This is a genomic window from Bacillus sp. UMB0728 (assembly GCF_002858875.1).
GTDB lineage: Bacteria > Bacillota > Bacilli > Bacillales > Cytobacillaceae > Bacillus_AB > Bacillus_AB infantis.
The window spans coordinates 245397-260157 of record NZ_PKLA01000005.1; the positions used below are offsets into that span (position 1 = coordinate 245397).

Genomic DNA, 14761 nt, shown 5'->3' on the forward strand with positions numbered 1-14761 from the left:
TGCTTTCATTGAAATGAAACTTACCAGCTCTCTCGTGCGTATATCCACAGTAAAGGCTGATATAAAAACGCTGGGGAGATGCCAAATGACCATCTATAAAAATAAACATGGCAAACGCACGCTGGAGAAGGATTATGAAGCGTATATAGGCACTTTGAGTTTTAATGTGGAAAGGGTATATGCGGAAACCAGCTATGGAAGGACACATGTCCTCGCTGCAGGGCCAAAGGAGGCGAAGCCTGTATTTATTTTTCAGGGAGGCAATTGCATCAATCCGATGACACTGTCGTGGTTCTCCTCATTAGCGGACAGCTATCGGATTTATGCCCCGGATACCATCGGACACCCGGGTTTCAGCGCAGAAACAAGGATTTCAGCTCAGGATGATAGTTTTCCGAAATGGGTAAAAGAGCTGATGGATCATTTCCAGATCAGCAGCTGCGCTTTTGTCGGTCCTTCTTATGGCGGAGGAATCATTATGAGGATGGCAGCCTATATGCCCGACCTGATTGACTGCGCAGTGCTGGTGTCGCCGGCAGGGATCAGCCTTGGGCCCAAGGCCAGGATGATTAAGGATATTCTACTGCCGATGCTTGCCTTTAAGGCCTTTTCTTCGGAAAAACAGCTGGATAAACTTACAGGAGTGATGTCCGGCGGTTCTATGAAAGTGCGGGATAAAGAAATAATTGGACATGTATTCAAATATGTGAAGCTTGAACAGGATATGCCGAAGATAACGGAGCGTCATGAGTTGGCGGGATACCAGGCGCCGACCCTGGTTATAGCGGGAAAAAAAGACGTCTTCTTTCCTGAGCAGAGTCTTAACCCGGCAGCAAAAAAAAATCATCCCAAATCTAACCGACTTTAAGGCATATGAAATGGGGCATTTTCCTTCTGATGAATATTTGAATAAGATTAATGAGGATATTGCAGCGTTTTTGAGTGCTTATTATTAGTGGGAGGCAGACCCAAAAATGAAAAGAGGGATCACTTTTGAAATTCCCAATGAATATGGCCGGTTTCTTTTTGAGATTCTGCTGGCGCTGGAAGCTTCCAGCTTTGAGTGGGTAATCGCTGGTGAGGAAGGTTATTTTATAGAAAACGGAGAGCTGGGCAGAGAGCTTTTCCCGGAAAATAAAATGGTCATGGCAGGAGAGGAACTGCTGGCATATCTTCATCCTTGCTCCTGCTATCTCATTTTTGCTGACTTAAAGGCTTTTCCGCCTGGAAAGGCTGCGGGCGATATTAAGACCTACAAAGACTTTTTGAAAAGTGATTGCCGGATGGCGATTATGATAGTGGACTGTTCAGATGTGGCGGTTTATTGCAAAGATAGAGAGAGGACAGAAAGGATGTACCGTTTTTGCAAGGAGCGTTTCTTGAATGCGGAATATATTACTGATGAAAATGATGGGAGAAGTGAGCTTGCTGTTTGGTGATTAGAAGCTGGATGCCTGCCTGGTAAGAGGGCAGCTATCCAGCTTGTTTTGTTTTTTCGGGAAAATATTCTGTTGTTTTCCTGTGAAAAAATAGCCTGCCCCCGAAAACGGGAACAAGCTTGTGAGTGGCTATTCTGCTGAGCGGGTTGCGGAGCCTGTTCCTCTATCCAGCCTGTAGCTGATGAAAGCCAGGGCTGAAGCGGCTAAGGCTGCCAGTGCGCCTGTCCAGGACAAGTGGACGAGACTTCCGGTTGAGACAACTAAGCCTCCCAGGGCAGAGCCTGATGCGATTCCGATGTTGACAGAAACCGGAGTCAGGGAGGAGGCGAAGTCCTTCGCTCCGGGAGCATATGTCTGAGCCAGGTCCATGAAGTAGATTTGAATGGCTGCGTTCATAGCGTAGAGCATGACGGCCATCAGCATGATGCTGACAAGTCCCCAAAAGGCTGAATGGATGGTGAAGTACAGACTTGCCAGAATGACTGCTTGGACAATAAAGACAAAGCGCAGCTTTCCGATGCCATTGCTGCTTGCAATCTTTCCGGCCAGAACATTGCTGAAAATCGAGAAGATCCCGTAAGCAAGCAGGATGAGTCCGGTATACTTAGCCGGCAGTGACATGCCATTTTCCAGGATCGGCGTTATATATGTGTAAATCGTATAAGTTCCTGTGAAACAAAAAATGGGCATAAGGAAAGCAAGCAGAATCCTTGGATAAGTGAACAGCTTCAAGGAATCTTTCAGTGAGCTTTTTTCACTGGACAGGTTCCTCGGCAATACGAGAATGCTGATGATCAGTGCTGCTGCACCAAGCAAGGCTGTCAGCCAGAATGTCAGATGCCAGCTGTCCAATTGGCCGACAAACGTGCCGATCGGTACGCCCATTACATTGGCAATCGTGAATCCTGCGAAGATCATGGCAATCGCAGAGGACCTTTTAGCGGGCGGCATGATATCACTGGCTGCAGACATGGCAAGAGCAGTTAAAACTCCGCTGACCACAGCGGTGATGATTCTGGAAGAGAACAGAACCACATAGCTGCCTGACAAGGCGCTGACAATATTGCCGATGATGAAGATAGATATAAGGGCCAGCATCAATGGATATTTTGGGAACCTGCTGACGAGCGCTGTCACAACAGGCGTCCCGATGGCATAGGCGATGGCAAAGCCGGATACAAGGGTACCTGCCGCCGCCACGGTGATGCCTAAATCACCGGAAACCTCTGTCAGCAGACCGACAATGACAAATTCACTTGTTCCCATGACAAAGGTCAAAAGGGTCAAAGTGAAAATTAGTATTTTATGCTTTTTCAATAATGATGTACTCTCGGTGGTGCTCAAAGAATCACTCCTATAGTTTTTCTTGGTGGTGTTTAGATTTTTTATATAAATAGATATCTAGAATTATCGATATGAGTGCTGTGAAAAAAACAGAAATCGGCCCGAGCGACGCCCTAGATTTCTGTTTTTAGAAACTCAGCCAGCTGGCGGATTGTTTCTTCGTTTCTTCTGTAGTATGTCCATTGGCCATAGCGGACCGATTCCAGCAGACCTGCTTTTTGCATTATGGTTAAATAATGGGAAACCGTGGATTGAGAAGCATTTGCTTTTTCCTGTATATCCCCGACACATACGCCGCCCTCAATGCTGACCTCCTTAGGGAGATGCGATTGCTGCTTGGGAAAATTCTTCTCCGGCTCTTTCAACCACTTTAAAATATTCACCCTCGTCTCATTTGACAGCACCTTAAACAATTCAATAGGTTCCATGCCGTCATTGTATATCGAATAATCTCGATATGTCAAGAGCAAGGGGGACAGACCCCTTGGCTCATTTAAGAATTATTTAAGAATTCCATAAGCCCCGGTTTAGAAATTCTCTGTACGATGTTCACAGAGTCAATTGAAGGAGGAATGGTTATGAAAGAGGGTTCTTTAAGGTTTCGGGCCGGGGGGATGGCTTTTGTGGTGTTTTCGATTTTGTTTGCGGTGTGTGTCCTGACACAGCTGTATATTGCGGGGATGGGGGTGTTTGTGAATCCGGCAAGCTGGATGAGGCATGTCAGGTTGGTCCACCTTTTTGGGTTTTCTCTCCCGCTTTTGATGCTTATCTCGGCTTTTGTTGGCGGACTGCCGCGTTCTATTTTAGTTCAGGTGCTGGGTGTGATGCTGTCGATTTTTTTGATGTATTTTACAGCGAATATAACGGGTACGCTGCCATGGGCAGGGGCGCTGCATCCGGTTATTGCGGTGATTATTTTAATTCAGTCGCTTCTTATAGCAAAGAGTGCCTGGGGATTGTTATTTCCGAATCGTAAAAGGGAGGGGGGGGAAGGATGAGAGGTTTTGCAGCTATACTGCTTGGCATTGTGGGCGGTTTTATTCTTGGGATTGCCTTGTCAAGTGTAATCGGGATCATCAGCATGGGCTTGTTCAGCCAGCCGTTTGGGGTTAAATATCTCCCATACTTTACGGCAGCCATCTGTGCAGTGCTTGTACCTGTGATGGACCGCAGAAGCTTGAAGAATAAACAATAATAGAAGGGCTGTCAGGGGAATCTTGACAGCCGGCCGCTATATATGGGGAAAAATTAGGTTAGAATGGAGCAGGAGAGCAGGTGAACCTATGTCGATAAGGAAAAGGCTGATCTTGTCCAATATCGGGATGATTCTGATTCCGGTGCTCAGCTTGCTGGTAGTGGAGGTTATAGCCGGGTATTTATTTTTCTATCTGTTCAACGGGAAGCCTGAGGGGCGGGAGCTGCAGCTGTTCCTGACTGCCAGGTTTGCGGCAGTGATCGTGATCCTCGTGCTGACAAATGCAATACTGACTTACTTTGTATCAAAGAGCATTCTTGTGCCTATCCGGGAGCTGTCTGAGGCGGCCGGAAAAATCAGTGAAGGTAATCTAGAATACAGTGTGAAATCCAGCAGCCGGGATGAACTGGGGCAGCTGTCCAATACATTTGAAGACATGAGGCTGAAGCTGAAGGAAGCTGAGCGCATGCAGAAGCAGTATGAAAGAAACCGGCAGGAGCTCATCGCCAGCATTTCGCATGATCTGAAAACTCCTTTAACCTCAATCAAAGGCTATGTGAGCGGGATTCAGGACGGCATAGCAGGAACTCCCGAAAAGCTGGAGCGGTATATGAGCAAAATCAGCAGGAATGCTAATGAAATGGACGCCTTGATTGATGAGCTGTTTTTATATTCCAAGCTGGACCTGGAGCAGATGCCCTTCCATTTTGAAAAAGTGATGCTTGATTCCTTTTTTGCCGATTATATTGAGGAGCTGTCATATAAGATGGAAAAGGAAAATGGGCGTGCAGAGCTGATTTTAGAAGGGGAGCAGGGCTTTCTCGCTGAAGCCGACCGGGAAAAGCTGAACAGGGCTGTTATGAACATTACGCAAAACAGCCTGAAATACATGGACAAAACATCTAAACGGATTCTGATCAGGCTGACTTCGGGGACGGAAGATCTAGAGGTTGAAATCAAGGATAACGGGGCCGGCATCGGTAAAGAGGATCTTCCCCGCATATTTGACAGCTTCTACCGTACTGATGCATCCCGCAATTCGGCGACAGGCGGCAGCGGACTCGGCCTTTCAATTGCCAGGAAAATCATTGAGGGGCATGGCGGGAGGATTTGGGCAGCCAGTGAGCCGGGGAAAGGAACAAGCATTCATTTTACATTGAAAAAGGTGAAGTAAATGAAAAGGATACTGATTATAGAAGATGAGACGGATATTGCCGAGCTGGAGCGGGATTATTTGGAAGTGAGCGGCTTTGACAGCGATATTGCTTCCAATGGCGAGGAAGGGCTGAGGCTGGCTAAGACAAATGAATACAGCCTGATCCTGCTGGATTTAATGCTTCCGGGGATTGATGGCTTCCAGCTATGCAGGGAAATGAGAGAATTCCTGGACATCCCGATCCTGATGGTGACTGCGCGTAAGGAGGATATTGATAAAATCAGGGGCTTTGACCGGGGCGCGGATGATTATATTGTGAAGCCGTTCAATCCGAATGAGCTTGTCGCCAGGGTTAAGGCGCATACAGCCAGATATGACCGGCTGATCAGCCGCCAGCCGGAGAAGCGGGAGGTACGGAAGAGAGGGCTGGTGATGGATGCCGATTCACGGCGGGTGTATGCAGATGGAGAAGAGAAGGTGTTCACGGCAAAGGAATTCGATTTGCTGTGGTTCCTTGCTTCAAACCCGGACAGAGTTTTCTCGAAGGAGCATCTGTTTGAGCGGATTTGGGGCTATGATTCCCTGGGTGATATCACGACCGTCACCGTTCATATTAGGAAAATACGCGAGAAAATTGAAAAAGATCCATCGAGTCCGGAGTATATCGAAACGATATGGGGAGTGGGGTATCGGTTTAAATGAGGGTGTGGGGAGAAAATGATGGGGCACCTTTTTTTGCGCTTAAGGGTGAAAAGATTGACATAGTCTAGTTTCAAGTGACTATCTTATAATAAAGTAAAGGGAGGTGAGAAAATGACGGAAGAAAGATTTGACCGACTTGAAGGAATGCTAACGCAGCTGCTTACAAAGGTAGCCAATATGCAAACCGTTCAACAGGAGCACAGCGAAATTTGACTCAATTGGTAGGAAGTTTGATTCCATTGAAAAGAAGTTTTACTCCATTGATAGACGCTTTGATGTTATTGAAGCAAGAATGGATAGCACTGATGCAAAAATTGATGGTCACCATAAAGAAGTAATGGACCGATTCAATAAATTGGAACTGGATCAGGACTTTATTCGGGAAAAAGCTTCACGTAATGAAAGAGCTGGAGCTTATTAAAAGGAGGCTTTCTTTATAATCTCTATTCGACACTTTCTTTACCCTCAATCAATAACTTTCTCTTGAAAGCAATACTCCTCTGTTTTGTTTCAATAAAATATATTCCTCTACAATAAAAATCAACACAGCCAATTAAGTACGGGGCTTTAATTAATATAAAGTTTAATACTAGTCTAAAAAAACTCCGCCTGGCTGATGGCAGCAAGCGGAGTTTTTGTGATTCGGATCCTTAATTTTGGGCCAGGGGGTCTGACCCCATGGCTCGATATACAAAATAATCAAAATCAGCATGAAGCCTCTGCCCGGATGTGTCCTGGCATTGCATGCCGACGAATGCGCCGGTGAAGAAGCCGCCTCCGTTGATGTAGTCGTCTGAGAGTTTGTAGGACTCCAGGGTGACTGGGACCTCGGTCCAGCTGTTTCCGTCGAATGAATAGGAATAGCGGTAAGTGTTAGTGCTTACATTTACGCGCAGGTAAACATAGTCTGCTTCGTCCGGAACGGTGATTGGGCTGTCCTGGAGCGGCTGGCTGAATGTAAAGTTATCGCAGACCGTCAAGTCGAGGATCCGGCCTTTTTCTTCGTGCCAGGTGATCTGCAGGGCGGTCCAGTTTTGTGTATTATAGTAGTTTACGAGTCCGGCAGCCTGCTGGAATGTGTCAGGATTGAAGGCCACTTTTGTTTCGGCCGTAAAATTGAAATGCTGCCAGCGCCTCGCGATATGCGCTTGCGTAAATTTGGATGTTAGTGATTCCCTTCCATAAAGGCGCAGATGCCCAGGGTTGTCTTTTAATGAAACAATGTCCTCTCCAAGCGGAATCCTTAGTGACTGGAAATGAAGATTCAAAGTTTCAGAGCTGAAATCATCCTTCTCATCAAAATCCTTCCCCCATTTGACTTCCTCGATGGCCGGTCCTTCAATTTCGACGGATGGCTGGTTGCCTCCGACCACATATGGCCAGTCATTTTTCCATTCGAGGCGCTGGATAGCGGTTTCCCTGCCCAGAGGACAATAGCCGCGCGGGTCGAGAAGCGCTTTGTTTTCCTGCGGCAATGGGCGGCCGGTCAGGTGCACAAGGAACCATTCGTCCGTATGCGTCTGTACGATCGAAGCATGTCCGGCTTTCTGCAGCGGATTCCTTGGGTACGGGAATGACGTGATCAGCGGATTGTCAGGATGCACTTCATATGGACCCCACAGGTCTTTTGATCGGGCGATGGTTGCCTGGTGGTCGTATTTTGTTCCTCCTTCAGCTGTGAGGAGATAATAATAGCCATTCATCTTATAAAGATGGGGCGCTTCAGTCAGTTTAATATCGGTGCCTTTAAAGATAACCTCTTTTTTGCCGACAAGCTTCTGCTCCTCAACACTGAATTCCTGCAGGACGATACCATAGAAGTTATGGTTGCCGACCCTGTGATCCCACATCATGTTGACGAAATATTTCTTTCCGTCCTCATCATGGAATAAAGAAGGATCAAAGCCGGAGCTGTTCATGTAGACAGGCTCTGACCATTCACCATCAATCTTGTCGCAGGTGACGAGGTAGTTATGGCTGTCTTTCCACTGTCCTTCAACCACTTTGACATCTGTGTAGATCAGCCAGAATTTATCATCATGGTAAGACAGGGCAGGGGCCCAGATGCCGCCGGAGTCAGGATTACCCATCATATTCAATTGGCTGAGGCGGTTGAGCGGGCGGGAGATGAGCCGCCAGTTTTTAAGGTCCTTGGAGTGATAGATCCCGACGCCAGGGAACCATTCAAATGTAGAAACGGCAATATAATAATCTTCGCCTGCACGGCAAATGCTTGGATCAGGGTTAAAGCCTGTTAATATCGGATTTTGAATGATTGTCATTGTACAGCACCTCTCCTGGATATAATATTAGACTTCCTGGATATCGATGGTCAGGAAGTTTTCGCTTGCATAAGCGGCCGCTCCCAATGCAGCAGCATGGGTGGATAACTGGGAAAAATCAATCTTAAGATCCTTTTTGTGAGTGGAAAGCGCATGGACCAGCTTCTTCTTCAGCGGTTCCTCCAGCCACTTGGAAGAAGAGGCGAGACGGTTGCCGATGATAACCTGCTCAGGGTTGAAGATATTGATGATATTATTGATTCCCACCCCGATGTAGCCGCCGATCCCTTCGAAAATACGGATGACCCCGGCATCCCCGTTTTCAGCCAGTTCATTCAGGCTTTCAAGTGAAAGCTTCTGCCCATCCTCCGGCTGGATTTCATTCCTTGCCGCAGATTCGACCAGTGCTTTTTCAGAAGCATAAAGCTCCCAGCAGCCCTGGTTGCCGCATCGGCATACAGGTCCGCCCGTTTCAATTGTCATATGGCCAAGTTCACCGGAGAATCCATTATTTCCTTTATAGAGCTCTCCGTTTAAAATGAGGCCGACGCCAATTCCGATGCCGATGCTTACATAGATGATATTATTGGCTTCCTGTCCGGCACCGAATTTTTTCTCACCGTATGCTCCTGCATTGGCTTCGTTTTCAATCAGGATGGGAACATTGTACTTTTCTGTCATCACTGATTTCAGGTCGATATGCCGCCAATTCAGGTTGGGGGCAAGGAGGATTTCGCCTTCCGTGCTGACGGTGCCAGGCACGCCGATGCCGATTCCGACCAGCCCGTAACGGCTTTTCGGCATTGAACCGATCAGGGTATCGACAATGTTGAATAACTTTTCTTTGATTTCGTCATAAGTCAGGTCATTAAACTTAATCAGTTCCTCGCTGCAGACTTTACCCTGAAGGTCGGTCAGGATTCCAAGAATATAGTTGACGCCGATGTCAATGCCGATGGAATAGCCGGCAACCTGGTTGAAGAGCAGCATAACAGGCCTGCGCCCGCCGCTTGAAACACCTGGCCCTGATTCAAGGATCAGGCCTTCACTGAGCAGCTCGCTCACCTGGGAGGAGACGGTCCCTTTATTCAATCCGGTCAGGTTGGCGATATCCGCCCTTGAAATAGGGGTATACTCCTGGATGGTCTGCAGAACTAACGACTTATTGCCTTTTTTTACAACATGCTGGTTGTAGGTCTGGGTCAGCCTCATTTTTAAAAGCTCCATTTCGTTTTGTTTTCCTAAGTGTACCATTTTCATTTTATATTATAAACTTAGTTTATCCGCTAGACAAACATTCTTTGAGATGGTAATCTATGTTTAGTAACAAATCTCGGTTTCAAAATAAAGAATATTGGGGGTATTTAGTTTGAGAAAGAAGAAAGCGATTACAACAGTCTTTGCCATTTTTTCCTCCCTTGCCCTGATTACAGGCTGTTCAGGATCCGACGAAAAAGCGAGCGGCGGCTCCGGTGATGAGAAAACAATTGAATTCATGCACCTTTGGCCTGAAGGAAGCTCTAAACTGCACAACGAAATTGTAAGCGGAATCATTGAGGATTTTGAAAGCGAGCACCCGGATGTGAAAGTGGACCTGGAAGTGCTGAGCAATGAGCAGTATAAAGATAAGCTGAAAGTATTATCAACTTCTAACCAATTGCCTGATGTAGGACTGACATGGGCTGCAGGATTCCTGGACCCTTATGTAAGCGGAAAGAAATTCACCCCGCTGGATGACCTTCTTGAAGGAGATTTAAAAGATAAATTCGTATCCGGCACAGCAGAAGCATATGAAGTCGATGGAAGCACATATGGACTGCCGCTAGAATTGAACATTGCAACAGTCTTCTATAATAAAGCTATTTTTGAAAAATATGGACTGGAAGCGCCTAAAACTTATGAAGAGTTTCAGAATGTAGTAGAAACATTGGATAAAAACGGCGTTGCTCCAATTGCGCTTGGAAACAAAGACCGCTGGACCGGGTCTCTATGGTATATGTATCTGGCTGACCGGATCGGCGGGGGAGATGTGCTGACAAAAGCGATCGACCGCAGCGGTTCATTTGAAGACCCTGCCCTGGTTTCAGCTGCTGAAAAGGTGCAGGAGCTGGTTGATATGAATGCGTTTGTCAAAGGCTTCAACGGTCTTGCCGATGAAGAAGCGAAGAGCATGTTCATGAACGAACAGGCAGCTATGTACCTGATTGCCACATGGGATCTGCCGAATTACACAACCAATGAAGACGTTCCTCAGGAATTCAGGGATTCTGTCGGCTACTTCAACTTCCCGACCGTTGACGGAAAAGGTGACATGGACAGCTTTGTAGGCGGTCCTGGTGTAGGATTATTCGTTGCAGAGGATTCCGATGTAAAGGAAGAAGCAAAGGAATTTGCCTCCTACTTCATCCAGCAGTGGGGAGAAAAGTCAGTGACAGATGCAGGCGTCATCCCGGCAACGAAAGTGGATGCGGCGTCACTTGACCTTCCTGATATGTATGTCGATGTCCTGGAAGACCTGAACTCTGCCAGCAATATCACGCTTTTTGCAGATGTGCAGATGAGCGCAGATACAGCCCAGGTGCATTTGGATATGATTCAGTCGCTGTTTGGAAAAGAAGTGTCTCCTGAAGACTTTGCCAAGGCGCACGAAGAAGCGCTGTCCAAAGAATAAGGGTCCGCGGAACACTAGTAATCAACTAAAGAAAAGGACATACCCTTTGCAGGATTGTCCTTTTCATTTTTAAATATGGGGTTGAATGTGATGAATAAAGTAATGTCAAACAAGTGGATTATCGCATTATACGTTCTCCCTGCACTCCTTCTGATTGGTATCCTCATCTTCATCCCTCTGATCTTGACCGGTTATTACGGCCTGATGGACTGGGATGGCATCGGAGCTATGGAGTTCATAGGGCTGGAAAACTATATCAATGCCATCCAGGATGGGAAGTTTTGGGACAGTGCCTACCATTCTTTCCTGCTGGCCGTATTTTCAACGCTGAGCCTGGTCATCTATCTGGCCATCTCAATGATATTGGCATCCCGGATCAAAGGGGCAGATTTGCTGAGAAAAATCTACCTGATCCCGATGCTGCTGTCATCTGTAGCGATCGCACAGCTGTGGATCAAGGTGTTCAACCCGACCAATGGAATGCTCAACAGCATCCTGATGGCCTTCGGTGTGGATAATCCTCCAGCATGGCTGGCAGAACCGTCAATCGTTCTTTATGCGATTTTTATTCCTATCTTGTGGCAATACGCAGGGTTTTACATTTTGATTTACTATGCAGCACTCAAGAACATTCCGGAATCATTGGTTGAGGCAGCAAGGATCGATGGGGCCACACCGCTCCAGATCGCCTGGAAAATCAAGCTTCCATTGATCATGGGTGTTGTGAAAGTAACGATTGTGCTGGCTGTAGTCGGGTCACTGAAATACTTTGACCTGATATATGTAATGACCGGCGGCGGCCCAAATGGCGCCAGTGAGGTTATGGCATCTTATATGTATAAACTGGCCTTCGCAAGCAATGACTTCGGATACGGCAGTGCCATCGGCTTCCTGCTCCTGATCATTACGCTGATTGTGACAGTGATTGTGCGCAAGGCAACAGCTACTAAAGAAGAAATTCAATATTAAGCGAGGGTTGTACAATGAAACGAGCAGGTTACTTCATACTCTATCTTTGCCTGGCCATCGTAGCCATCTTTCAGGTCTTCCCGGTCATTTGGCTGTTCCTGTTTTCTTTAAAAAATAATCAGGAAATCTTCTCAAAATCCCCTTTCTCGCTGCCAACTGAATTCAGGTGGGAAAATTACAGCAAAGTATGGGAAGGCGGCATTGGAATCTATTTCTGGAACAGCATCTGGATTACAGGCGTGGCCATCCTCTTGACCGTAATCCTGGCGAGCATGGCGACTTTTGCGATTACAAGGATGCAGTGGAAGCTGAGCAAATTGGTGCTTGGGCTATTCATGGTCGGGCTGATGATCCCGATCCATTCAGCGATCATTCCGCTGTTCAGCATGTTCTTAAATGTAAATCTGATCGACAATCCGTGGTCAATCGTCATTACGTATACGGCTTATAATCTGCCGATTACGATGATGATCCTCCTCGGCTTTTATTACACTTTGCCAAGGGAAATTGAAGAAGCGGCGATTATGGACGGCTGTTCAGTCCACAGGATGTTTTTCAAGATCATCCTGCCTATGACGATCCCGATCATGTCGACCACTGTGATCATCAATATGATTTATAACTGGAATGAGTTTGTTTTCGTCAATACCTTTATCAGTTCTGATCAGTATAAAACCCTTACGGTCGGAATCCAGAATTTCATCGGCCAGTATATGACTGATTGGGGCGCAATCGGCGCGACTCTCATCATCAGTGTGCTGCCGATCCTGCTGGCATTCCTTTTCTTCAGCAATAAAGTTGTTGAAGGCATCTCTTCAAGTGCAGTTAAAGGATAAAACAAAAAGCACTTTCTCCTCAATCAGGAGAAAGTGCTTTTTGTTTGGCCTGCTTCCGCTGGATTCTATTGAAGGCATGGAGGCAGAGCCACATGATGATAAAAGCCGCTGAACTCCCGCCGAAGATAAAGGCAAGCGCCGGGGCCAGCTGAGTGATAAAGTAAAGCGAAGCAAGGCAGAGAATCATCAATACGGTGTGGAGCGGATTGACGAGCATGATCAGCAGGGCCTGTTTGATGAGCTGCCTGACATTCAGATCAAAATGAACAAATGCTGGAAATAGATAAAGAAGAAACAACAGAAAAATCATCAGGAACGCGAGCAAAGGGACATGGGCCCAGGTGAGCACATCAAAACCGGCCTGAGTGAACCAAAGATTGAAGCCGGCCAGGGAACCGGTGGTGATAATGATGAAGCCCAGGCGATTGGCCTTCCAGAAATCCTTTTTATAATATGAAAGGAAGCTGGGGAATAGGGGTGTGTCTGTTTTCCCCCTCAGCCAGTCCCTTGTGATGGCAAACATGACGAGGGTGGAGGGAAAGAACCCAAAGAGGATGCCTCCTGCAAGAGTGAATAGTATCCATAAGAGATTCATATAAGCGAAACGGGTGATCCATTCAAATATCCGGTATAAAACGCTGCTTGCCATGGCTCAAGCCTCCAATTTTTCCTTATGTAAAACCTATTATACTGGAATAAAAATCATTTCGCAGTATTATGAGGAATCTTTGTTTATTCAATAGACAAACAAATGAAATATTGATATAATTCTTTTTGAAAGCATTTACATTTTATAAAAAGATAATGAACTTTATTATGATTCTGGGAGGAACGAAAAATGGCTTATTTTAACATTGAAAAGATTAAATATGAAGGTTCAGCATCAACCAATCCATTTGCGTTTAAATTTTATAACCCGGAGGAAAAAATCGGCGGGAAAACAATGGAAGAAATCCTGCGTTTTGGTGTAGCTTACTGGCATACGTTCACAATGGACGGCTCCGATCCGTTCGGAACTGGAACAATGCTCCGCCCTTGGGATAAGTTCACGGGAATGGATCTGGCAAAAGCGCGCGTTGAAGCAGCCTTTGAATTTTTTGAAAAGCTGGATGTGCCATTCTTCTGCTTCCATGATGTAGATATTGCTCCAGAAGGAAGCAGCCTGAGAGAAACCAACCAAAATTTAGATATCATCGTCAGCATGATTAAAGATTATATGAAGGACAGCAAAACAAAGCTGCTTTGGAATACGGCGAATAACTTCACGAACCCACGCTTCGTCCATGGTGCTGCAACTTCAAACAGCGCGGATATTTTCGCGTATGCAGCAGCGAAAATCAAGAAAGGCCTTGAGGTCGGAAAAGAACTCGGCGCAGAAAACTATGTGTTCTGGGGCGGCCGTGAAGGCTATGAAACTCTCTTAAACACAGACATGAAGCTTGAAATGGATAACCTTGGCCGCTTCATGCACATGGCAGTGGATTATGCGAAGGAAATAGGCTTTGACGCCCAATTCCTGATCGAGCCTAAGCCAAAAGAGCCGACAACTCATCAATACGATTTCGATGTGGCGACAGGGTATGCATTCCTGCAGCATTACGGATTGCAGGACCACTTCAAATTCAATATTGAAGCAAACCATGCAACACTGGCCGGCCATACATTCGAACATGAGCTTCACTATGCACGTGTAAACAATATGCTTGGCTCAGTAGATGCCAACCAGGGCGATCCATTGCTTGGCTGGGATACAGATGAGTTCCCGACAGACTTGTATTCTACTACACTTGCAATGATCGAAATCCTTAAAAATGGCGGACTTGGCCGCGGCGGACTCAACTTCGACGCGAAAGTGAGAAGGGGTTCATTTGAGCCTGAAGATCTGTTCCACGCCCATATCGCCGGAATGGACAGCTTTGCGGTTGGCCTGAAGGTCGCACAGAAGCTGATTGATGACAAGGTGCTGGACAATGTGGTTGAAAACCGCTATAAGAGCTATACAGAAGGCATCGGCCTTGAGATCGTTGAAGGCAGGACAGATTTCCATAAGCTTGAGGAGCATGCATTGGGCTTGGCTGAAGTGAAGCACCAGTCCGGCCGCCTCGAAAGCATCAAGGCTACGATCAATCAATATCTGTTAAGGGCTTATGCGGGAGAGTAACTCTTA

The 14761-nt window shown here is 46.5% G+C and carries 15 protein-coding genes; 10 read left to right on the top strand and 5 right to left on the bottom strand.

The annotated features are described in order from the left end of the window. Positions 1 to 85: 85 nt before the first annotated feature. Both CYJ37_RS20590 and CYJ37_RS20595 read left to right on the top strand, forming a co-directional pair. Positions 86 to 868: an alpha/beta fold hydrolase gene (locus CYJ37_RS20590; RefSeq protein WP_257964266.1), complete on the top strand. Its 783-nt coding sequence runs from the start codon at positions 86 to 88 to the stop codon at positions 866 to 868. A gap of 106 nt (positions 869 to 974) precedes the next feature. Next, on the top strand, positions 975 to 1439 hold the full coding sequence (locus CYJ37_RS20595; protein WP_101551526.1) for a DUF2691 family protein: 465 nt from the start codon (positions 975 to 977) through the stop codon (positions 1437 to 1439). 129 nt (positions 1440 to 1568) lie between these two features. Here the strand turns inward: CYJ37_RS20595 and CYJ37_RS20600 are convergent, their stop codons facing one another. Together CYJ37_RS20600 and CYJ37_RS20605 are read right to left on the bottom strand one after the other, a co-directional pair. Beyond that, entirely contained in the window at positions 1569 to 2783 is a 1215-nt protein-coding gene (locus tag CYJ37_RS20600) for an MFS transporter (RefSeq protein ID WP_257964267.1), read from the bottom strand. 113 nt (positions 2784 to 2896) lie between these two features. Further along, positions 2897 to 3211 (bottom strand): ArsR/SmtB family transcription factor, encoded by a 315-nt coding sequence (locus CYJ37_RS20605; protein ID WP_101551745.1) that lies wholly within the window; start codon positions 3209 to 3211, stop codon positions 2897 to 2899. A gap of 150 nt (positions 3212 to 3361) precedes the next feature. Between CYJ37_RS20605 and CYJ37_RS20610 the strand changes: the two genes are divergently transcribed. From CYJ37_RS20610 to CYJ37_RS20625, 4 genes are all read left to right on the top strand, one after another. Further along, positions 3362 to 3781 (top strand): DUF6220 domain-containing protein, encoded by a 420-nt coding sequence (locus tag CYJ37_RS20610; protein WP_257964268.1) that lies wholly within the window; start codon positions 3362 to 3364, stop codon positions 3779 to 3781. Beyond that, positions 3778 to 3978 (top strand): DUF5957 family protein, encoded by a 201-nt coding sequence (locus CYJ37_RS20615; protein ID WP_101551530.1) that lies wholly within the window; start codon positions 3778 to 3780, stop codon positions 3976 to 3978. Before CYJ37_RS20610 ends, CYJ37_RS20615 begins: the two co-directional genes overlap by 4 nt. A gap of 88 nt (positions 3979 to 4066) precedes the next feature. Continuing rightward, positions 4067 to 5152 carry a sensor histidine kinase gene (locus CYJ37_RS20620; protein ID WP_101551532.1) on the top strand — a complete coding sequence of 362 codons (1086 nt, stop codon included), beginning with the start codon at positions 4067 to 4069 and terminating at the stop codon, positions 5150 to 5152. Next, positions 5153 to 5836: a response regulator transcription factor gene (locus CYJ37_RS20625; RefSeq protein WP_101551534.1), complete on the top strand. Its 684-nt coding sequence runs from the start codon at positions 5153 to 5155 to the stop codon at positions 5834 to 5836. It begins immediately after the preceding gene. Positions 5837 to 6486: 650 nt separating this feature from the next. Here CYJ37_RS20625 and CYJ37_RS20630 read toward each other — a convergent pair. Both CYJ37_RS20630 and CYJ37_RS20635 read right to left on the bottom strand, forming a co-directional pair. Continuing rightward, on the bottom strand, positions 6487 to 8118 hold the full coding sequence (locus CYJ37_RS20630) for a glycoside hydrolase family 43 protein (protein ID WP_101551536.1): 1632 nt from the start codon (positions 8116 to 8118) through the stop codon (positions 6487 to 6489). A gap of 27 nt (positions 8119 to 8145) precedes the next feature. Then, positions 8146 to 9345 carry an ROK family transcriptional regulator gene (locus tag CYJ37_RS20635; RefSeq protein WP_101551538.1) on the bottom strand — a complete coding sequence of 400 codons (1200 nt, stop codon included), beginning with the start codon at positions 9343 to 9345 and terminating at the stop codon, positions 8146 to 8148. Between the two features lie 142 nt (positions 9346 to 9487). On the opposite strand from CYJ37_RS20635, the gene CYJ37_RS20640 reads away from it, so the two are divergent. The 3 genes from CYJ37_RS20640 to CYJ37_RS20650 all read left to right on the top strand — a co-directional run bounded on the left by CYJ37_RS20640 (position 9488) and on the right by CYJ37_RS20650 (position 12594). Then, positions 9488 to 10789 carry an extracellular solute-binding protein gene (locus CYJ37_RS20640; RefSeq protein ID WP_009791898.1) on the top strand — a complete coding sequence of 434 codons (1302 nt, stop codon included), beginning with the start codon at positions 9488 to 9490 and terminating at the stop codon, positions 10787 to 10789. A 90-nt stretch (positions 10790 to 10879) separates the two neighbouring features. Further along, entirely contained in the window at positions 10880 to 11758 is an 879-nt protein-coding gene (locus tag CYJ37_RS20645; protein ID WP_022543454.1) for a carbohydrate ABC transporter permease, read from the top strand. 14 nt (positions 11759 to 11772) lie between these two features. Further along, complete coding sequence (locus CYJ37_RS20650; protein WP_009791896.1) at positions 11773 to 12594, top strand: carbohydrate ABC transporter permease; 822 nt, start codon at positions 11773 to 11775, stop codon at positions 12592 to 12594. A gap of 19 nt (positions 12595 to 12613) precedes the next feature. Here CYJ37_RS20650 and CYJ37_RS20655 read toward each other — a convergent pair whose 3' ends face one another. Continuing rightward, positions 12614 to 13243, bottom strand: coding sequence for a YesL family protein (locus CYJ37_RS20655; RefSeq protein ID WP_101551540.1), 630 nt, complete (start codon positions 13241 to 13243; stop codon positions 12614 to 12616). A gap of 189 nt (positions 13244 to 13432) precedes the next feature. On the opposite strand from CYJ37_RS20655, the gene xylA reads away from it, so the two are divergent. Further along, positions 13433 to 14755 (top strand): xylose isomerase, encoded by a 1323-nt coding sequence (xylA, locus tag CYJ37_RS20660; protein WP_009791894.1) that lies wholly within the window; start codon positions 13433 to 13435, stop codon positions 14753 to 14755. Positions 14756 to 14761: the final 6 nt, after the last annotated feature.